The sequence below is a fragment of the Aeromonas lusitana genome (assembly GCF_002812985.1).
GTDB classification, from domain to species: Bacteria; Pseudomonadota; Gammaproteobacteria; order Enterobacterales; family Aeromonadaceae; genus Aeromonas; species Aeromonas lusitana.
Map to the genome: position 1 here is coordinate 148,760 of NZ_PGCP01000002.1, position 17,773 is coordinate 166,532.

Below are 17,773 nucleotides of genomic sequence, written 5' to 3' on the forward strand. Positions count from 1 at the left end.
GTCAAGTGAGGCGCGGCCATTATAGGGATCCAGAGTGGAGACTGGGCTCTGAATGAGCCAAAGTGTGTGCTCATTCACAGAGCCATTCAGGGTTGGGCTCTGTATGAGTCAGAATGCGAGCGCATTGACAGAGTTATCGAGGTGAGGACGTTTGATGCGAGTGAGTTCACGGAGCAGATGAGAGAGGGAGGCGAGATGAGTCGGCAGCAAACGGCCCTGGTGGTCGAGGGGGGCGCCATGCGCGGTATCTTTGCCGCCGGAGTGCTGGACGCCTTCCTGGCGAAGGGGGGCGCCGCGTTCGATCACTGCATCGGGGTGTCGGCGGGGGCGGTCAATCTGGCGGCCTATCTGGCGGGTCAGCAGGGGCGCAACCACAGGGTCATCACGGATTATTCCTGTCGCGCCGAGTTCATCAACTTCGGCAAGTTTGTGCGCGGCGGTCACTGGCTCGATCTCGACTGGCTGTGGGAGATCACCATTCGCGAGATCAGGCTGGATCTCGCGCACTTTGCCGCCAACCCGGTGCCGCTGACCGTGGTCACTACCCGGGTATCGGACGGGCGGGCAGCTTATCTCAGGGGGAGTGCAGAGGCGCTGGAGCAGCAGATCAAGGCCTCCTGCTCGGTGCCGCTCGCCTATCGGGACTTCGTGCGCATTGGGGGGGAGGCCATGACGGACGGCGGGGTAGCGGACTCCATCCCGGTGCGTCACGCCTACGAGCAGGGAGCCCGAGACATCACGGTCGTGCTCTCCCGCCCGCTCGGCTATCGCAAGCAGGCGCCCAGCTTGCCCGCCCTGCATCGCTATCTGCTGCGGCGCACCCCGGCCCTGGCCGAGGCGAGCCTGGCTCGTCATCACAGCTACAACGATGCCATCGACTTTATTCAGGAGCCGCCGACGGATTGCCGCATCCGGGTCATAGTACCGCCTGCAGGCTTTCGGGTCGGGCGCATGACCACGGACAAGGACAGGCTGGAGCAGGGCTATCAGATGGGTTGGCAGGCGGGGCTGGCGTACCTCGCCCGGCAGGAGGGAGACGGCGAGTAATAAAGACGCGGATAAGGGAAGGGCGGCTTAGCTTGCCGCCTGGCCCAGTCCATTATTCATCGGATGAATGTGAGTATCGGGGGCATGCACTATATGAATGGCCTGCCCCAGCCAGCCCCAGTCCAGCGGTGGGTTGCCGGCCTTGAAGCGTTGATAGACATGGCCTTGTTGCACCGTCAGGAATAGGGTCGCCGGCAGGCCGAGGCGATTGAGATAACGCACCATCACCTCTCCCTGGTAGGTACAGAGGCGCTGCTGCAGCTGGATCAGGGTCAATCCGTGCTCCTGTCCCGTTTCATCCCAGATTGCAAACATATGAGGCGGCTCCTTGCCATGAAGAGTCCACTGTTTAGAAAATAATCGTATATGGCAATTGTCAGATCTGACAGTGCCATATGAGATCCATTGATGTTTTGGGGAGCAGAAAAGCGAAAACCCGGCGCTAGGCCGGGTTTTCTGAAGAATGGTGGAGGGAGAAGGATTCGAACCTTCGAAGGCAGAGCCGTCAGATTTACAGTCTGATCCCTTTGGCCGCTCGGGAACCCCTCCACGGGGCATTGCTATTTTTGGCCTGCTACTCAGGAAGATGGTGGAGGGAGAAGGATTCGAACCTTCGAAGGCAGAGCCGTCAGATTTACAGTCTGATCCCTTTGGCCGCTCGGGAACCCCTCCACGGGGTATTTTCCTGATTTTTTCGCACTTGAATGGTGGAGGGAGAAGGATTCGAACCTTCGAAGGCAGAGCCGTCAGATTTACAGTCTGATCCCTTTGGCCGCTCGGGAACCCCTCCCCAAGTGCGAGGCCGCATACTATCAGATCCGGCCCTGTTGTGAACCCCTCAGCTGCAATCTGACGAGAAAAAAGTATCGTTTGCTCATTTTTTGATATCTCTCGCTCAAAATTCACGCTTTTCAATGACTTTTATGCCGGCCCAACGGTTCAGGAGGCAGCCGTACCCCAGCTTGATTGAGTGCAGAGGGAAGGGGGCGCCAGTGCCGAAATGGCCGCGACAATATGGGGAAAGACAGAGAGAGGAATAAAAAAGAGGAGCCTTGTCGGGCTCCTCTTTCTCATGGCGGTGCCGGGCACTGCCATGGTGTTACCTTGGCTCAGGCCTCGGCCGTGCGGGCCTGCTGGCAGCCTTGGACCGCATGGGCGATGAGCTCCAGGGCGCTCTGCTCGCAGGCTGGCAACTCCTCATCACAATGGCCAAGCGGGGTGACCCGGTCGCCCCACTTGATGAGGGCAGCGCCCCAGGTCAGGCCGGCGCCGAAGGCGGCGCTCAGCAGATAGCTGTTTGGCTTGACCCGACCCTGCTCCAGCGCTTCGCACAGGGCGATGGGCACGGTGGCGGCGGAGGTGTTGCCGTACTGCTCTATGTTGACCATCACCTTGTCCATGTCGGCGTGCATGCGCTTGGCCAGAGTCTCTATGATGCGCACGTTGGCCTGGTGTGGCACGATGAGATCGACCTGTTCAGGCGCTATGCCCGCCTGGGCCAGCACGGCGCCGGTGGCCTCGCCCATGCCGCGCACGGCGCGCTTGAAGATCTCCTGCCCCTCGAAGTTGAAGGTGAACAGGCCGTCGATGTCTGCAAAACGCACCCGATCGGTACCGAAATTCGGCACGTGCAGGATCTCGCGAGCCTCGCTGTCGCAGCCGAGCTTGTTGGCAATGAGGCCGGATTCCAGCCCGCTCGCCTCGATCACCACGGCGCCGGCGCCGTCACCGAACAGCACGGCGGTGTCGCGCTTGGCCCAATCCAGCAGCTGGGTCAGGCGCTCTGCGCCTATCACCAGCACCTTGCTCATCATGCCGGTCTGCACCAGGGAGGTGGCGACCGAGAGGGCGTAGACGAAGCCGGTACAGGCGGCGTTGAGATCGAACACGGCCGCCTTGTGGGCGCCGAGAGCCTGCTGCACAGCCGAGGCACAGTTCGGCACCAGGGTACCCGGGGTGGCGGTGGCGAGTATGATGCCGTCGAGATCGCTGGCATCGAGACCGGCACAGGCGAGGGCACGGCGACCGGCCAGGGTGGCGAGAGTCGTGGTGCTGACATGGGAGACTCGGCGCGCCTTGATGCCGGTACGCGGATAGATCCATTCATCCGAGGTCTCCATGATGGTGCTGAGGTCATCATTGGTCAGCACGGAGGGGGGCAGGCATTTGCCCCAGCCGGTGATATTGGCGTATTTCATCTTGTGGTCGCTTCTTGTTATGAGTCGCCCGTGGGCGGAAAATTGCGCAATTATGCCGTACTGGTCAACCAGTGTCATCTGGCGGTCTGTGGAGGCCGCTGGCAGACAAGGGGCGATAGACGCATGGCGAGGCGAGCAAGCCGGTGATTTTGCTTAAATTCTCGGCCTTGCTTGCCCTAAGATAGGCTCTCTTTCCCCCAGCGTCACCGAGGTGATGGTAGTGCACAAAGCGAATCTCAACCTGTTGCCAACCCTCAAGGTGTTGCTGGAGACCCGCAACATCAGCCGGGCGGCGGAGCTGTTGCACCTGAGCCAACCCTCCATCAGCAAGCAGCTGACCCAGCTGCGCAGCGAGTTCGGTGACGAGTTGCTGGTGCGCGAAGGCCAGCGCTGGTTGCTGACGCCGAGGGCGGAGCGCCTGGCGGCCCAGCTTGCGGATTCCTTGGGTGCCTTGGACCGGCTCTACGCCGCCCCCGAGTTTGACCCCGAGCGCTGCGAGCGGGTATTTCGACTCGCCTCCTCTGACTACGTGGCCCAGCACATCCTGCCGGATATCTGCGCGACGCTCGCCAAGGCCGCCCCCCAGGCCGCCCTCGAATACAGTCTGTGGGACAAGCGCCAGCTGCCGCAGCTGTGGCAATCCGAGCTGGATCTGGTCTCCACCATCACGGATCTGGTGCCGGATCAGATCCGGGGCCTGCATCAGGGGGAGGACCGACTGGTGATCCTGATGGGACGCCACCATCCGCTCTTTGGCACGGCGCCGACCCTGGATGACTACCTCGCCTGGCCCCACCTGCAGGTGAGTGGCGGCGGCGACAAGGACAGCCCGGTGGAGCGGGTGCTGGCGCCGCAAGGTCTGTCCCGGCGCTGGTTTGCCCGGGTGCCTTTCTTCCAGGCGGCGGTGGAGGTGCTGCTGCGCACCGACTGCCTGATGACCACCCCGGCCCACATCGCCTGGCAGCTCGCCCGGGAGCATGAGCTGAGCTTCTGCGATCTGCCCTTCGCCACCCGCGCCCAGCAGTATCATCTGCTGTGGCACCAGCGCCACCATCAGGACCCGGCCCACCGCTGGTTTCGGGAGCTGGCCTATCCCTTCCTGCGGGATCACCTGCAGCGCACCGTCGGCGAGAGCCGCAAGACCCTGGGGAAAGGTCCCACAGGGTGATGCTGGTGTTTTCTATCTTGAAAATGAATTTCAGTGATCATTTGTGCTACTGCATAGCCATCGACTATGAGATCTATTCATAACTTTCACTTCTTGCATGATGTCGTGCCCCTTACCCTGAGGGTCGGTATTCATCTTCATTCGAGATAGGGGCGGTTATGGAATTCACGAGTTGGTTGGCGCTGGCGGCGGTCTGTTTCATGGGGGCCATCAGCCCGGGGCCCAGTCTGGCGCTGATCATTCGCAATACGGTGCAGGGCGGGCAGGGACACGGGGTGGCGACCGCCCTTGGCCACGGGCTCGGGGTCGGCATCTATGCCCTGATCACGGCGCTCGGCCTCTCTGTGCTGATCACCCAGACCCCACTGCTGTTTGACATCATTCGCTACGTCGGCGCCGCCTTCCTCGCCTGGCTCGGGATCAAGGCGCTGCTCGCCAAGCCTGCCAGCGGCGCGGTGGAAGAGGAAAGCCACGGCCTGCGCGGTCGGCAGGGCGCCTTCGAGGGCTTTATGGTGGCCTTCCTGAACCCCCAACTCGCCATCTTCTTTATCGCCCTGTTCAGCCAGTTCGTGCATGCCGATACCGGTTGGCGCGAGGGGAGCATCATGATGCTCACTGCCGGCGGCATCGATGCCGTCTGGTACGTGCTGGTGGCCCTGGTGCTGTCCCGCGGCCCCGTGCTCACCTGGCTCAAGGCGAAATCCTTCGTCATCGACAAGGTCAGCGGCCTGGTGCTGCTGGGGCTGGCCCTGAAAGTGGTGATCTGAGGTGTTCCCACGGCCGAGCCATCGCGGTCCTGACGCAAGGCGAAACCCTTCGTCATCGCTAAAGTCTGCGGTCTGATGTTGATCGGCCTGGCGCTCAAGGTGGTGATCTGAGGGAACGTCTAGCACCTAGTAGCCACCGAAATCGATCTGCTCCCTTCTCCCCTCGCGGGAGAAGGGCTGGGGATGAGGGGCGGGCCATAGAGGCTTGCCTCGACCGGGCGAGAGCAGCACTGCCTGCTTCGGGAGTTCAGCTGATCCAATCCTGTATCTTGCGGTGATCTTAAGCGGGATCAAGGCAGGGAACGGAGAGTCTCGCTAGAGTGGCGGCCATTTGCTGCCTTTCGAACCGGACGCCATGCACGATCAGACCCAGACTCGCCGCCTTGAACAGAATCGCCTGGAGCTGCTGGCCCCGGCCAAGAATCTCGCCTACGGCATCGAGGCCATCAACCACGGCGCCGATGCCGTCTACATGGGGGGCCCCGCCTTCGGCGCTCGCAGCGCCGCTGGCAATTCCCTTGAAGACATAGAGACGCTGGCGCGCCACGCCCACCGCTTCGGCGCCCAGGTGTTCGTCGCCTTCAACACCCTGCTGCACGACCACGAGCTGGAGCAGGCCAGGCGTCTCACTCACCAAATTTATGAGGCGGGGGCCGATGCCCTGATCGTGCAGGACATGGGGCTGCTGGCGCTGGACCTCCCTCCCATCGCCCTGCACGCCAGCACCCAGACCGACAATCGCACCCCGGAGAAGGTGAAATTTTTGCAGGACGTGGGCTTCTCCCAGGTGGTGCTGGCCCGTGAGCTGTCCCTCGAGCAGATCCGCGCCATCAGTGCGCAGACGTCGGTGCAGCTGGAGTTCTTTATCCACGGGGCTCTGTGCGTCTCCTACAGCGGTCAGTGCAACATCAGCCATGCCCGCACCGGCCGCAGCGCGAACCGGGGGGAGTGCGCCCAGCTGTGTCGGCTGCCCTGCACCCTGCAAAAGCCGGATGGCGAGGTGCTGGTGGCAGACAGTCACCTGCTCTCCCTCAAAGACATGGATCAGAGTGCGAACCTGGAGGCGCTGATCGAGGCGGGCATTCGCTCCTTCAAGATTGAGGGGCGGCTCAAGGGGCTGGATTACGTCAAAAACGTCACCGCCTGGTATCGCCAGAAGCTGGATGCCATTTTGGACAAGCGCCCGGATCTGGTGGCGAGCTCCGCCGGGCGCTGCTCCTATGGCTTCACGCCGGATCCGAAGAAGAGTTTCAACCGGGGTTCCACCGATTACTTCCTGCACGGCCGCCAGCCGGATATCGACTCCCCCCGCAGCCCGAAATACTTAGGGGAACCCCTGGGCCGGGTCACTCGCGTCAGCAAGGAGGGGGTAGAGATAGACGGGCGCCCGCTCGACAACCAAGGGCTCATCCTGAACAACGGCGATGGTCTGGGCTTCTTCAAGCCAGGGGGCGAATTGGTAGGGATGCGCCTCAACAGGGTCGAGACCAAGGCAGGGAGTAAGCAGTTGCTCCTCTCCGAGTCCATGCCCGGGCTCAAGGTGGGCACCGAGATCTACCGCAACCACGACAGCGCCTTCAGCAAGCTGCTGGAAAAACCGAGCGCGGATCGCCGCATCCGGATCGATATGCGCTTGTCCGAATGCGAGGCCGGGTTGCGGCTCGAACTCGTCGACGAGCAGGGCATAGAGGCCAGCGTGATGCTGGTCTGCGACAAACAACCTGCCGACAATCCCGAGCGAGCGCTGCAGCAGGCGCGGGATCAGCTCGCAAAGCTCGGCAACACCCTGTTTGTTGCCCGCAAGGTGGAGTTGGTGTTCACCAACCCCCTGTTCCTTGCCGCCTCCATGCTCAACGGCCTGCGCAGGGACGGCATAGCGGCGCTGGAGGCGGCCCGCCTCGCGGGCTACAAGCGCCCGGAGCGGCGCATCCCGTTGCGGGACGTCACCTATCCCCAGCATCGACTCTCCTACCTTGGCAACGTGCTGAATAAGGCTGCCGAGCAGTTCTTCCGCGAGCACGGGGTGGAGCGTATCGCCCCCGCTTATGAGGCGAACCAGGAGGAGGGGGGGGTGGTGCTGATGATCACCAGGCACTGCATCCGCTACAGCCAGAACCTCTGCCCCAAGGAGGTGCCCGGCCTCAAACCCGAGCCGCTGGAACTCAAGATGGGCAAGGACAGTTTCCGCCTGCGCTTTGACTGCAAACGCTGCGAGATGCAGGTGATGGGCAGCCTGAAACGCTAGGCTTGCGCCCGGCGGCGGGAGAGGGCATGTTGGGGGCTGCCGATGAGGGCGAGTTGCTGGCGCAGGACGCGCTGGCGACGGGCTCGCTCTTCTCACCCTATCTCGAGTCAGGACATTCGATATGGAAGTCGAAGAAAGCGCGGCGCTGAGCGTCGCGGACTGCTTTGTCAGCGTCCCAGGTGGACGCCTCTTTGTGCGCCAATGGCGCCCCGCCCGTGCCGACAAGGCGCCCCTGATCCTGCTGCACGACCCCCTCGGTTCCGTGGCCCAGTGGCGGGACTTTCCCGCCACCCTGGCGACCTGTCTCCAGCGCCCCGTCATCGCCTATGATCGCCTCGGTTTTGGTCAATCCTCGCAGCAGCATGATCCCGCCAAGGGGAGCTTTATCGACGACGAAGCCCGTCTTTATCTGCCCTCCCTTGTCCAGACCCTCGGTCTGTCTCGGTATCTGCTGTTCGGCCACAGTGTGGGGGGCGCCATGGCGCTGGTTGCGGCCTCCCTGCCAGGCAGTGGTTGTCTCGCGCTTGTCAGCGAGTCGGCGCAGGCCTTCGTAGAGGAGCGCACCCTCGCCGGGATCCGGGTAGCCAAGCAAGGCTTCGAGGAGTCGGCGCAGTTTGCACGCCTTGGGAGGTGGCATGGCGAGCGGGCCCGTTGGGTGCTGGATGCCTGGACCGAGATCTGGCTCAGCCCGGCGTTTCGTCACTGGTCCCTCGTGCCCCGACTTGCCGATGTCCATTGCCCCGTGCTCGTCCTCCACGGCGAGGAGGACGAATTCGGTTCGGCTGCATTTCCCCGTGCCATCGCTGGCGGGGTTAGCGGGGTTACGCAGATGGCGCTGCTGCCAGCTTGTGGCCATGTACCCCATCGTGAACGGGAGGCCGAGGTGCTGGCCCTGGTGGAGGCTTTTTTAAGCAGGCATCCCATCGACTGACCACCCTTATTTGAGCGCCGGGATGGCGCCTTTATTCTCTCGGCTATTTTTTCGATTATTTTCTAGACAATGGACCTTGCCATGGAAATCAATAATTTGCCGTTTTGCACCACGAACTGGGCCGAGATCCCGCCGACCGAACACAAAGGGGAGCGCGGCCTTGCCCGCTGGCACACCCAGCACTTTGGCCCCATGCGGGTGCGGATGGTGGAGTATTCCCCCGGCTACTTGGCGGATCACTGGTGCAGCAAGGGCCATGTCCTGCTGTGCCTCGAGGGGGAGCTGCACACCGAGCTGCAGGATGGCCGCGTCTTCACCCTGAGCGCCGGGATGAGCTATCAGGTGGCGGACAACGCCGAGCCCCATCGATCCTTCACCGAGCTGGGCGCCCGCCTCTTTATCGTCGACTGAACCCTTTTCCCATTTGATCGAGAGGTTGCCCATGCTGGAACTCAGACCCAACTGCGAGTGTTGCGACAAGGACCTGCCCCCTGGCAGCGACGAGGCATTGATTTGCTCCTTCGAGTGCACCTTCTGCAGCGATTGCAACGAGCGTTACCTGCACCAGATCTGCCCGAATTGCGGCGGCGAGCTGGTGAGGCGCCCCCACCGTCCCGCCGGGAAACTCATCGCCAACCCCCCTTCCATCCAGCGGGTGTTCAACCCGGCGCTGCGGGAGCGAAGCCGCTAACCGCTCCCCTTGCCGCACGATGGCCGTGCCCAAGTGCCACTGGCCTGGACGCAGGCATGGCAGTGGTCACCCAGATAGGGCTTTACCTTCTCCCGGCTAGAGCCCTTATCACAAGGGCTCAACCAAGGAGTGCGAGATGACGGAGCGATTTGAAGGAGAGGGGGTGCTGGCCTATGACCAGCGCATTCCCTTGCTGGTGCCGGGTTATGAGCTGCTGCATCAATTGAGCGCCGCCCAGCTGATGACGCGGCTCGGGGATGAGGCTCGGGTGCTGCTGGTGGGGGTGGGCACGGGCAGCGAGTTGCTGCTGCTCGGCAGGCTCTGCCCCGGGTGGCGGTTTGTCGCCCAGGATATCTCGGCGGACATGTTGGCCCAGGCGCGTCAGCGGGCCGACGAGGCCGGGATGGGAGACAGGATTAGCTGGCTTCTGGGGGAGTTACCCACTGCCTCGCTGCATTGCGATGCTGCACTCTGTCTGCTGGTGCTGCATTTTTTGGATGAAACCACCAAATCAGCACTGCTTACCCATATCTCCCGCCAGCTCGAGGCGGGCTCCCCGCTGCTGTTGGCGGACCTGATGACGGCAGCGGATCCGGTGGAGCGCACCGTCATGGGGCAACAGGCGCGGCTAGGAGGCCTGCCGGTGGTGGCCAGCGATCGCATGGTGCAGCGCCTCGCCGATGACTTTATTCCCCTCGATGAGGGGCAACTGCAGGAGCTGTTGCAAGAGGCCGGGTTCAGCGCGGGGCAGCGCTACTTTCAGGCGCTGGGGTTTCATGGCTGGCTGGCAACCCGGCGCTGAGGCTGGCGCCATCAGACGCTGCCGGAGGGAGTGAGGACGGGGGATCACAGGGCGCTGAGTCCGGCGGGCCCGAGGGCGCCCGCCGCAGCTTACACGCCTATTTCTCCATCACCACATTCCAGGGGCCATCCGCCTGGATGAAGAACACCGCAGGCTCGGTGCCCTCTACCTTGGCGACATGGGGCACCTTGTCGGTCAGGGCGAAGTAGTCACCGGGGCCGAGGCGGTGCGCCTTGCCCCCTACCGTCAGGGTAATGGCACCCGACACCAGGGTCACATAATGATCCGCGTCGTGGTGGTGACTGGGGGTCACCAGCCCAGCCGGGTATTTCAGGAAGAAGCGGCTCGGCCCGCTGGTCATGTCACCGGAAACCGGGGCGGCGGCTATGCCGTTGCCCATCTCCTTCCACTTGAGATCGGCCTGGGTCATCACCTGGGCGCCGGCATTGGCCCAGGCGGGGACGCCTATCATCAGCAGCGCCGACAGCGAGAGGACGACTGCACGTATGAATTTCATCTGCTCTCTCCTTTGCGAGTTGAACAAGCTGTTCGATACGGGCGAGGCCATCCCGACCTCACCCCTTCAAGCATAGGGCCGAGCCCGTATCAAGGCGTGGTGCCGGGCCCGCATCAACACCTGCCGCCGCACGTATCGGGAGAAGATCAACAGCCGATCAGTGCGGCCTGTTTCGCCAGGGTCGCGTGATGAATCTCAGACCCGCGGCCCTGATGGAGAGCCCGGCTCGGGGCTCTTGCTTAGCGCTGGATGCCTTCGAGTGCCAGCAGCGCCTGCTTGATGGGCAGGCCCCCCGCGTAGCCGGTCAGGCTGCCATCCCGGCCTATCACCCGGTGGCAGGGAACGATGATCGACAAGGGATTGCGGCCATTGGCGGCCCCCACCGCCCGCATGGCAGTCGGCTTGCCGATGGCGAGCGCTATGTCGCGATAGCTGCGGGTCTCGCCATAGGGGATGTCGCACAGCGCCTGCCACACGGCGCGCTGAAACGCTGTGCCCTGGGCGGCGAGCGGCAGGGTGAAGCGTTGCAATTCACCTGCGAAGTAGGCCCGAAACTCGGCCAGATAGGGGGCCAGAGCCTCCTTGTCTTGCCGCCACTCAGGCTGAATAGGCAGGGCGCGCAGGCCATCCACGAAGTCCACGTGGCGCAGGCCGGTCTCGTCGATGGCCACCAGCAGAGCACCGCAGGCGGTATCCAGAAAGTCATAACGGATCATGATGTTGTCTCCTCGGTTTGCTGTGATGTTCCGGCTTGAGTCAGCAGCTCGGGTTGTTCGCTCATGGCATGCCATAGCCAGCTCGCGGCATAGGCGCGCCAGGGTTGCCAGGCGGTGCTCAAGGTTTCCACCTCCCTGACCGGCAGCTTCACACCGCCGCCGAGCGCCTTTTGCAGCACCAGATCGGAGGCGGGGAAGGCATCCGGATCCTGGCCGGTGCGCAGCCGCCAGTAGGCGATCGTCCAGGGGCCTATGCCCGGCAGTGCCAAGAATTGCTCATCGCTCGCCGTGGCGAGGGAGAGGGCACCGCTCGCGAGCACCCCGGCGAGCCCCTGCAGCGTTCTGATCCGGCTGCCTGGCATGCCGATGCCATCGAGATCTAGCTCGCACAGTTGTGCCGGGGTCGGCAGCGCGCTAACCCCGAACTGCGCCAGGGTGCGCGCCACCAGGCGTCCCATGATGGTAATGGCGCCCTTGACCGACACCTGCTGGCCGACGATGGCGCGCAGCATCACCTCGTACTCATCCCAGCCCCCCGGCAGCCGCACCCCGGGCCAGCGTTCCTGTATCCGCGCGAGCAGCGGATCCTGACCGAGCCGGGCACCGATGCGCGCCATGTCCGCATCGAGATCCCACATGCGCCGCACCCGATACAGGATGTCAGGCAGCACCCCCGGGGGGAGGTCGCGCAGGGTCAGCCGCAGCTGATTGCCGGGAGCCGGTTCGATGCGGATCCACCCCTCCTGCTCGCCGACCCTGTGGCGCCGCTCGTAGCCATGCTCATCGACCCGCTCCAGCCCGGGGATGGCGCGCAGCCGGTAGAATGCCAGCATGGCCTGCACATCGAACGGCGGACGGTAGGTGAGCTGCAGTGTCAGGCTCGCCTGAGTTGTCGCGTTCGCACTACCCTCTTGCGGATGTAACGATCCTTCTTGCTTGCATTCCTGCTTGCGCAGCGTGCTCGGGGCCAGGCCATAGGCGTGGCTCCACGCATCGTTGAAGCGGCGGATGCTCGCAAAGCCCGCCGCGAACGCGATGTCAGTGATGGGCAGCTGGGTCTCCGTCAGCAGCCGTTTCGCGAGCAGCAGGCGGCGCGTCTGCTCCACCTGTTTTGGCGATGCGCCGAGGTGCTGCTCGAACTGGCGCCTGAGCGTGCGCTCCGCGATGCCGGCCTCGGTTGCGAGCGCGCCGAGCGTGCTGTCCGCGAGTTCGCCGCGCTCGATGCGGGTCAGCACCTGGGCGACGAGGGCGGGCATATCTCCGCCCTGCGTCGGCGCGAGTTCCGGCCGGCAGCGCAGGCAGGGGCGTAGCCCGTGCTGCTCGGCGGCGGCGGCGAAACGAAAGTACTGCACATTGCTCTCGTAGGGGGCTCGCGCCGGGCAGATGGGGCGGCAGTAGATGCCGGTGGACAGCACGCCGGTGAAGAAGCGGCCGTCGAAGCGCGCATCCCGGGCGAGGCGGGCGGCGTGGCACTGCTCGCGGGTGAGGCCTGGGATGATCTCATCCTGGGATACGGGTTGCTCGATATGCATGGTGACGACTCCGAAGATGCTGTTCATGCCCTGAGACTAAGCGGGGAGGCGGGGGCTGACTAGCCAAAAACGGACAGGGATAGGAAAAATAATCGGAGGCGGGATCTTGCGGGAAAGAGGGATAAAAAACGACGCCCTCGGTGAGGGCGCCGTTGTTGCATCTGGGCAAGGGTTATTTCAGATGCTACTTCAGATAACGCTGCTCAAGGTGTTTGCGCAGCCACTGCGGGTTCAGCGCCTCACCGGTCGCGTTGCGAATGAGCGTATCCGTGTCGTGCTTACAGCCCTGTGACCAGATGTGGCGGCCGAGCCAGGTGAAGATCTCCGGCAACCGCCCCGCGGTGATCAGCTGACCCATGTCGCCGAGCTCGCGCTCCAGCGCGAAGCGCAGCTGAGCCGCGTACATGGCGCCGAGCGTGTAGCTCGGGAAGTAGCCAAACGAGCCGTCCGTCCAGTGGATATCCTGCATGCAGCCGTTCTGGTAGTTGCCCTTCGTCGACAGACCGAGCCACTGCTGCATCTTCATATCCCACAGCTCGGGGATGTCCGCCACCTCGATGCGCCCTTCAATCAGATCGCGCTCCAGCTCGTAGCGCAGGATCACGTGGGCCGGGTAGGTCACCTCGTCCGCATCGACCCGGATAAGACCTGGCTCGACGCGGTTGTACAGCTTTGCGAGGTTTTCCGGATCCAGCGCGGGCTGAGTGCCGAAGTGGGCGCGGATACGCGGCGCTATCAGCGACAGGAAGGCCGGGGAGTGGCCGAGCTGCATCTCGCAAAACAGGCTCTGGCTCTCGTGAATGCCCATGGAACGCGCCTCGGCCACCGGCTGGCCCGGCAAGGTGCGTGGCAGCCCCTGCTCGTAGCGGGCGTGGCCCGTCTCGTGCACTATCCCCATCAGGCTGGAGACGAATTCGTCCTCGTTGTAGCGCGTGGTGATGCGCACGTCCGTCGGCACGCCGCCGCAGAACGGGTGGCTGCTCACATCGAGCCGACCGTGGGCGAAATCAAAGCCGAGCAGCCCCATCACCTCCTGACCGAGTGCCTGCTGGGTTTCGATGGGGAAGGGGCCCTGCGGGATCAGCAGGGTGTCGCGTTTTTGCTGCTCGCTCACGGTCTGGATAAGGCCGGGCAGCCAGCTCGTCAGATCGCCGAAGATCTCGTCCAGCCGTGCGCTCGTCATGCCGGGTTCGTACAGCGCCAGCATGGCGTCGTAGGGGCGCACCTTCAGCGCATCGGCACGCAGACTCGCGACCTCCCGCGATAGCTTCACCACCTCTTTCAGGTTCGGTGCAAAACCGGCCCAGTCGTTCTCCTTGCGCTGGCGGCGCCAGGCGTGCTCGCACTTGCTGCCGGCGAGGGACAGGGCCTCCACCAGCTCCCCCGGCAGCAGGCTCGCATCCTGCCAGTGGCGCTTGATCTCGCCGAGGTTCGCGCGCTGGGTGACATCCAGGCTCTCACCCTCGGCTGCGGCAATCCAGTCGCCGAGCTCGGGGGCGGTGCGCTTTTCGTGAATGAGCAAGTCGAGTTCGGCCATGGCCTCGGCGCGCGCCTCGTTGCCCCCCTCCGGCATCATGGTGGCCTGATCCCAGCCACAGATGGCGCTGAGGTGGGAGAGTCGGTGCAGCTGTTGCTGATGTTGTTCAAGCTTTTGATATGACATGGGATTGTCCTTGTTATCGTCCCTGAGAGTATGCACCCCGTACCTGGCATGATCGGGGCGCTATGATGCTAGCACCGGCGTTGGGTGCCTTGCCACTCTGGGGTTGTCATCCGAGCCGCTTCTGGTGACGTTCGCGGTTCTCCGCCTTCTGGCGGTCGCTCTTTCGCAGCAACACGTAGAGGGCGCCGCTGCCGCCGTGACGGCGCTCGGCGCTGTGCATGGCCATGACAGCCGGCAACTGTGGCAGCCAGGCGCTGACATGGCTCTTGAGGGTGGCACGCGGGGTGCTGCGCTCCCCCTTGCCATGCAGGATCAGCAGGCAGCGGATGTCTCTTTGCTCGCAATCCGAAATGAATTGCGCCAGGGCCACCCGCGCCTCGCGCAAGGTCTTCTGATGCAGATCCAGGCTCGCCTGCAGCTCGTATTTGCCGAGCCGCAGCTTCTTGTAGACCCCCTCCTGCACACCGTCGCGCTTGAAGCCGACGATGTCGTGAGGATCGAGCAAGGGGATGGCCTCCATGCTGAGCATGTCCTGGGGCTGCGGACCGGCACTGGCGGCCTGGCGGCGCGCGAGCTGCGCCTCGGTTGGGGTCAGGGTGCCCGCCTGGGGGGCGATATGATCGCGCTTGAGTGGCCGCACGTCGGCCACCTCTTGCATAAACAGTGAGAGTTCGTCGTCGTGAGGCACGGCAGGCTCCCCGCATGAGAATGGGAGAGCATTATAGCGAGCCCTGGCCGCGCTTAGAATGGCGGGTCTCGGGGAGGTGACGCTGGCAGTGGCGGGGAGGGCGCCCGAGGGAGCGCCTATGGCTTATTGTTCCTCGGTGGGTGTGGCCTTGTGTGCATCACCTCGTATGGGGAGCCCAGACCTCGCTGGATATGGGTGCCTGAGGCCTATTGCTCCTCGGTGGGTGGTTTGGCGTGCATCACCTTGTAGACGAAGTAGACCCCGTAGGCGCTGATCAGCAGGAAGGTGCCGATAATCACCAGCATGGACATCAGCCCCACGCTGTTGCCAAACATCAGGTTCATCCAAAATTCCATCTCGTTCACTCCTGTCATCCGTCGATGACAGGCATGATAAATACCTCTTTGGGAGGGATGAGATGATCCCGATCAAGTCCCGTCGTGGTTATTTAATCGTCAGTCCGTTCTGTGAGCGGCCTCGCACTCGCAGGATGGGGCGAGGCCGGATGGCGGGGAGAAGACCGTTATCTCACGGCTTGCGGGCTTGGCTCGGTGAGTGCAGTGATGCGCCAGCCTTGCTGCTCCAGCAGGGCGAGCAGGCCCTGGTCACCGTAAAGATGCAGGGCGCCTACCACGATAAAGCTCTCGTTGGGCAGGCTGGGCCACTTCGCCACCCAGTTGTGGTTGCGCTCCGCCAGCAGGGTCTGCTCCAGCCAGCTCTGCAGCTTGGGTGGTGCCATCTCCTCTCGCAGCAGGCTAATGAGGGTCGCCTGATCGCCGTTCTGCCAGGCCGTCATCACCTTGTCAAAGCCGCTCTTAAGTTCCGGCAGTTCATCCAGTGTGCTGGACAGCATCAGGGTCTGGTTGTCACCGACGCTGGCGAGGTAGCCGAGCTGCTCGAGCAGGGTCTCCAGTCCGACGATGGGCTTGCCCCCCTCGCTCGCCCGCTTCGCGAAGTGCTGATCCACCCCGTACTCACCGCTGTAGCCGGTGCGCTCCAGCGCCGCCTGGGTCAGGGTGATGGCCGCAAACCAGGGCCGCAGCGGCGCCAGAATTGCCTCGTTCAGACCATATTGGCCGGCGGCGATCAGGGTGCGCCGATAGAGATCCGGTGGCACATGATCCTTGAGTGTCTTGCCATCCACCAAGCGGGTGATGGCCCCCATCTCCTGCCACTGCTCCTGGGTGAGGTTCGTCATGTCGACCTCCATCACCAGGGCATGGCTCTGTTGCCAAGCTCGCTCCACGGGATCCGGCAGGGGGTAGAGCGAGGCCTTGCCCGCATGGATGGAGCCCAGCAGCCAGTGTTGTTCATTGCCCTTGTTGATGCGATAGAAGGCCGGATCGGCGAAGGCCTGCAGCGGCAGCAGCAGGCACAGCAGGAAGGAGAACAGCGGTCGATGAAATCTCATGGGACTCCTTATATTTAGGGGATGGCTTCTCTTCATAACAATAAGCCCTATGATAAGTCCTCATTTGTCACAGCCAAGAGGTTTCCCATGCCCCACCTTCGCTTTCGGGCAGTTTCTGTCGACACCCTGCAGCAGATAAGCACGCCCTTGCTGGCAGATCTCTGCGCCCTGACCGGTGGCAAGCCGGAGTTTGTCACCATGGAGGTCATAGACGGCATCCGGGTGCGAGCGGGTCAGCGCGAGACCGGCTCCCCCTTCGTCGAGCTGGTCTGGTTCGAGCGCCCCCAGGAGATGCAAGATGCCGCCGCGGCCCTCATTACCCGCCATCTGAAGGCGGTGCTGGGGGAGGAAACCTATGTGGTGGTGCAAGTACTGCCCATCGTCAAGAGCCAGTACTATAGCGACGGGCAGCACTACTGAGCAAGAGGCAGGGAGAGGGGTGCTCCGGTGGTACAGGCCCTGTCCAGCGTTGTCAAAAGTCAGTGCTAGAGCCACGGTGAGCACTACCGAGTGAACCTGGCGTCATGGCTGTGACTGGCCATGACGCCCTTTCAGGCGGATTTTATCAGCAGCTTGTCCAGCCAGCGGCTCGGCAGCAGGCGGCGCAGCACGGTAAACAGCCTGGTCGGAAAGGTGACGGGGTAGCGGTGTTTCGGACGCTTGCTGTTGAGCGCATGCAGCAGTGGTGGGATGCAAGATTCGCTTGGCAGCGTGAAGCCGCGGGCGCCCCCCTCACGTTCCAGCCGGCTCAGGGTCTGCTGATAGGCGGCCTGATGGCGGCTCGCCGCGGGATCTATGTGGCGCAGGAAGGCGGCGCGGGCATTGGCCCGAAAACGGGTATCGATGGGGCCGGGTTCAATCAGGCTGATGTGTACCCCGGTACCGCTCAGCTCGAGGCGCAGTGTGTCCGTGTACCCTTCCAGTGCGAACTTGCTGGCGTTGTAAGCGCCGCGAAACTTCATGGCCACCAGGCCGAGCACTGAGCTGTTTTGCACTATGCGCCCTTCCCCCGCCGCCAGCATGGTCGGCAGCACTTGGCGAATGAGGTGATGCCAGCCAAACAGGTTGGCGTTGAACTGCTCGCGCAGTGCGGCTGTGGGCAAGTCTTCCAGTGCGCCGGGCTGGCCGTAGGCGCCGTTGTTGAACAGGCCATACAAGCGACCTCCGGCCAGGGCCAGCGCCTCGGCGGCCCCCTGCTCTATGCTGGCCTCATCCGCGAGATCCAGCCGTACCGCCAATAACCCCAGCCGCGTCAGTTGCTCCACATCCTCCCGCTTGCGGGCGGAGGCGATGACGGTGAAACCCTGGCTGCCGAGGGTCTTGGCGGCGGCGAGGCCGATGCCACTGGAGCAGCCTGTGATGAGTACGAAGGGGTGGGGCATGGGCCTGTCTCTTAT

At 63.5% G+C, this 17,773-nt stretch carries 19 protein-coding genes and 3 tRNA genes; 9 read left to right on the forward strand and 13 right to left on the reverse strand.

The features are described from left to right. Positions 1 to 195: 195 nt before the first annotated feature. Positions 196 to 1,047 (forward strand): patatin-like phospholipase family protein, encoded by an 852-nt coding sequence (locus CUC44_RS01460; RefSeq protein WP_100858230.1) that lies wholly within the window; start codon positions 196 to 198, stop codon positions 1,045 to 1,047. Between the two features lie 27 nt (positions 1,048 to 1,074). Here CUC44_RS01460 and CUC44_RS01465 read toward each other — a convergent pair whose 3' ends face one another. The 5 genes from CUC44_RS01465 to CUC44_RS01485 all read right to left on the reverse strand — a co-directional run bounded on the left by CUC44_RS01465 (position 1,075) and on the right by CUC44_RS01485 (position 3,245). Continuing rightward, the gene (locus tag CUC44_RS01465) at positions 1,075 to 1,362 is read right to left on the reverse strand and encodes a hypothetical protein (RefSeq protein WP_244166699.1); all 288 of its coding nucleotides are present in this window, start codon (positions 1,360 to 1,362) and stop codon (positions 1,075 to 1,077) included. A 149-nt stretch (positions 1,363 to 1,511) separates the two neighbouring features. Then, positions 1,512 to 1,596: transfer RNA gene (locus CUC44_RS01470), tRNA-Tyr, on the reverse strand. A gap of 38 nt (positions 1,597 to 1,634) precedes the next feature. Then, a tRNA-Tyr gene (locus CUC44_RS01475) sits at positions 1,635 to 1,719 on the reverse strand. A gap of 33 nt (positions 1,720 to 1,752) precedes the next feature. Beyond that, positions 1,753 to 1,837: transfer RNA gene (locus CUC44_RS01480), tRNA-Tyr, on the reverse strand. Between the two features lie 319 nt (positions 1,838 to 2,156). Further along, positions 2,157 to 3,245, reverse strand: a complete 1,089-nt coding sequence (locus CUC44_RS01485) for a ketoacyl-ACP synthase III (RefSeq protein ID WP_100858231.1) — start codon at positions 3,243 to 3,245, stop codon at positions 2,157 to 2,159. 220 nt (positions 3,246 to 3,465) lie between these two features. Between CUC44_RS01485 and CUC44_RS01490 the strand changes: the two genes are divergently transcribed. The 7 genes from CUC44_RS01490 (at position 3,466) to CUC44_RS01520 (ending at position 9,849) form a co-directional block, all read left to right on the forward strand. Continuing rightward, complete coding sequence (locus CUC44_RS01490) at positions 3,466 to 4,413, forward strand: LysR family transcriptional regulator (protein WP_100858255.1); 948 nt, start codon at positions 3,466 to 3,468, stop codon at positions 4,411 to 4,413. A gap of 158 nt (positions 4,414 to 4,571) precedes the next feature. After that, the gene (locus tag CUC44_RS01495) at positions 4,572 to 5,180 is read left to right on the forward strand and encodes a LysE family translocator (RefSeq protein WP_100858232.1); all 609 of its coding nucleotides are present in this window, start codon (positions 4,572 to 4,574) and stop codon (positions 5,178 to 5,180) included. Positions 5,181 to 5,535: 355 nt separating this feature from the next. Beyond that, the gene (locus tag CUC44_RS01500; protein WP_100858256.1) at positions 5,536 to 7,425 is read left to right on the forward strand and encodes a peptidase U32 family protein; all 1,890 of its coding nucleotides are present in this window, start codon (positions 5,536 to 5,538) and stop codon (positions 7,423 to 7,425) included. 121 nt (positions 7,426 to 7,546) lie between these two features. Next, the gene (locus CUC44_RS01505) at positions 7,547 to 8,356 is read left to right on the forward strand and encodes an alpha/beta fold hydrolase (RefSeq protein ID WP_100858233.1); all 810 of its coding nucleotides are present in this window, start codon (positions 7,547 to 7,549) and stop codon (positions 8,354 to 8,356) included. A gap of 81 nt (positions 8,357 to 8,437) precedes the next feature. Next, on the forward strand, positions 8,438 to 8,767 hold the full coding sequence (locus CUC44_RS01510) for a DHCW motif cupin fold protein (RefSeq protein ID WP_100858234.1): 330 nt from the start codon (positions 8,438 to 8,440) through the stop codon (positions 8,765 to 8,767). A 31-nt stretch (positions 8,768 to 8,798) separates the two neighbouring features. Further along, complete coding sequence (locus tag CUC44_RS01515; protein WP_100858235.1) at positions 8,799 to 9,047, forward strand: DUF1272 domain-containing protein; 249 nt, start codon at positions 8,799 to 8,801, stop codon at positions 9,045 to 9,047. Positions 9,048 to 9,183: 136 nt separating this feature from the next. Then, positions 9,184 to 9,849, forward strand: a complete 666-nt coding sequence (locus CUC44_RS01520; protein WP_100858236.1) for a class I SAM-dependent methyltransferase — start codon at positions 9,184 to 9,186, stop codon at positions 9,847 to 9,849. Positions 9,850 to 9,946: 97 nt separating this feature from the next. On the opposite strand, the gene CUC44_RS01525 is transcribed toward CUC44_RS01520, so the two are convergent. From CUC44_RS01525 to CUC44_RS01555, 7 genes are all read right to left on the reverse strand, one after another. Further along, entirely contained in the window at positions 9,947 to 10,366 is a 420-nt protein-coding gene (locus CUC44_RS01525) for a cupin domain-containing protein (protein WP_157812735.1), read from the reverse strand. Between the two features lie 239 nt (positions 10,367 to 10,605). After that, positions 10,606 to 11,082, reverse strand: a complete 477-nt coding sequence (locus CUC44_RS01530; protein WP_100858238.1) for a methylated-DNA--[protein]-cysteine S-methyltransferase — start codon at positions 11,080 to 11,082, stop codon at positions 10,606 to 10,608. Next, positions 11,079 to 12,614, reverse strand: coding sequence for an AlkA N-terminal domain-containing protein (locus CUC44_RS01535; protein ID WP_100858239.1), 1,536 nt, complete (start codon positions 12,612 to 12,614; stop codon positions 11,079 to 11,081). Before CUC44_RS01535 ends, CUC44_RS01530 begins: the two co-directional genes overlap by 4 nt. Positions 12,615 to 12,798: 184 nt before the next feature. Further along, on the reverse strand, positions 12,799 to 14,277 hold the full coding sequence (locus tag CUC44_RS01540; RefSeq protein ID WP_167388740.1) for a carboxypeptidase M32: 1,479 nt from the start codon (positions 14,275 to 14,277) through the stop codon (positions 12,799 to 12,801). Positions 14,278 to 14,383: 106 nt separating this feature from the next. Further along, positions 14,384 to 14,965 carry a DNA endonuclease SmrA gene (smrA, locus tag CUC44_RS01545; protein WP_100858241.1) on the reverse strand — a complete coding sequence of 194 codons (582 nt, stop codon included), beginning with the start codon at positions 14,963 to 14,965 and terminating at the stop codon, positions 14,384 to 14,386. Between the two features lie 206 nt (positions 14,966 to 15,171). Continuing rightward, on the reverse strand, positions 15,172 to 15,321 hold the full coding sequence (locus CUC44_RS01550; RefSeq protein ID WP_100858242.1) for a DUF3149 domain-containing protein: 150 nt from the start codon (positions 15,319 to 15,321) through the stop codon (positions 15,172 to 15,174). Positions 15,322 to 15,488: 167 nt separating this feature from the next. Next, complete coding sequence (locus tag CUC44_RS01555) at positions 15,489 to 16,376, reverse strand: TraB/GumN family protein (RefSeq protein WP_100858243.1); 888 nt, start codon at positions 16,374 to 16,376, stop codon at positions 15,489 to 15,491. 87 nt (positions 16,377 to 16,463) lie between these two features. Between CUC44_RS01555 and CUC44_RS01560 the strand changes: the two genes are divergently transcribed. Then, positions 16,464 to 16,796 carry a DUF1904 family protein gene (locus tag CUC44_RS01560; protein WP_100858244.1) on the forward strand — a complete coding sequence of 111 codons (333 nt, stop codon included), beginning with the start codon at positions 16,464 to 16,466 and terminating at the stop codon, positions 16,794 to 16,796. 131 nt (positions 16,797 to 16,927) lie between these two features. On the opposite strand, the gene CUC44_RS01565 is transcribed toward CUC44_RS01560, so the two are convergent. Continuing rightward, complete coding sequence (locus CUC44_RS01565; RefSeq protein ID WP_100858245.1) at positions 16,928 to 17,758, reverse strand: SDR family oxidoreductase; 831 nt, start codon at positions 17,756 to 17,758, stop codon at positions 16,928 to 16,930. Positions 17,759 to 17,773 lie beyond the last annotated feature (15 nt).

Bases quoted from the DNA above. Each gene is read 5' to 3' on its own strand.
- CUC44_RS01460 (WP_100858230.1), top strand. From the start codon at position 196: ATGAGTCGGCAGCAAACGGCCCTGGTGGTCGAGGGGGGCGCCATGCGC.
- CUC44_RS01465 (WP_244166699.1), bottom strand. From the start codon at position 1,362: ATGTTTGCAATCTGGGATGAAACGGGACAGGAGCACGGATTGACCCTG.
- CUC44_RS01485 (WP_100858231.1), bottom strand. From the start codon at position 3,245: ATGAAATACGCCAATATCACCGGCTGGGGCAAATGCCTGCCCCCCTCC.
- CUC44_RS01495 (WP_100858232.1), top strand. From the start codon at position 4,572: ATGGAATTCACGAGTTGGTTGGCGCTGGCGGCGGTCTGTTTCATGGGG.
- CUC44_RS01500 (WP_100858256.1), top strand. From the start codon at position 5,536: ATGCACGATCAGACCCAGACTCGCCGCCTTGAACAGAATCGCCTGGAG.
- CUC44_RS01505 (WP_100858233.1), top strand. From the start codon at position 7,547: ATGGAAGTCGAAGAAAGCGCGGCGCTGAGCGTCGCGGACTGCTTTGTC.
- CUC44_RS01510 (WP_100858234.1), top strand. From the start codon at position 8,438: ATGGAAATCAATAATTTGCCGTTTTGCACCACGAACTGGGCCGAGATC.
- CUC44_RS01515 (WP_100858235.1), top strand. From the start codon at position 8,799: ATGCTGGAACTCAGACCCAACTGCGAGTGTTGCGACAAGGACCTGCCC.
- CUC44_RS01520 (WP_100858236.1), top strand. From the start codon at position 9,184: ATGACGGAGCGATTTGAAGGAGAGGGGGTGCTGGCCTATGACCAGCGC.
- CUC44_RS01525 (WP_157812735.1), bottom strand. From the start codon at position 10,366: ATGAAATTCATACGTGCAGTCGTCCTCTCGCTGTCGGCGCTGCTGATG.
- CUC44_RS01530 (WP_100858238.1), bottom strand. From the start codon at position 11,082: ATGATCCGTTATGACTTTCTGGATACCGCCTGCGGTGCTCTGCTGGTG.
- CUC44_RS01535 (WP_100858239.1), bottom strand. From the start codon at position 12,614: ATGCATATCGAGCAACCCGTATCCCAGGATGAGATCATCCCAGGCCTC.
- CUC44_RS01540 (WP_167388740.1), bottom strand. From the start codon at position 14,277: ATGTCATATCAAAAGCTTGAACAACATCAGCAACAGCTGCACCGACTC.
- CUC44_RS01550 (WP_100858242.1), bottom strand. From the start codon at position 15,321: ATGGAATTTTGGATGAACCTGATGTTTGGCAACAGCGTGGGGCTGATG.
- CUC44_RS01555 (WP_100858243.1), bottom strand. From the start codon at position 16,376: ATGAGATTTCATCGACCGCTGTTCTCCTTCCTGCTGTGCCTGCTGCTG.
- CUC44_RS01560 (WP_100858244.1), top strand. From the start codon at position 16,464: ATGCCCCACCTTCGCTTTCGGGCAGTTTCTGTCGACACCCTGCAGCAG.
- CUC44_RS01565 (WP_100858245.1), bottom strand. From the start codon at position 17,758: ATGCCCCACCCCTTCGTACTCATCACAGGCTGCTCCAGTGGCATCGGC.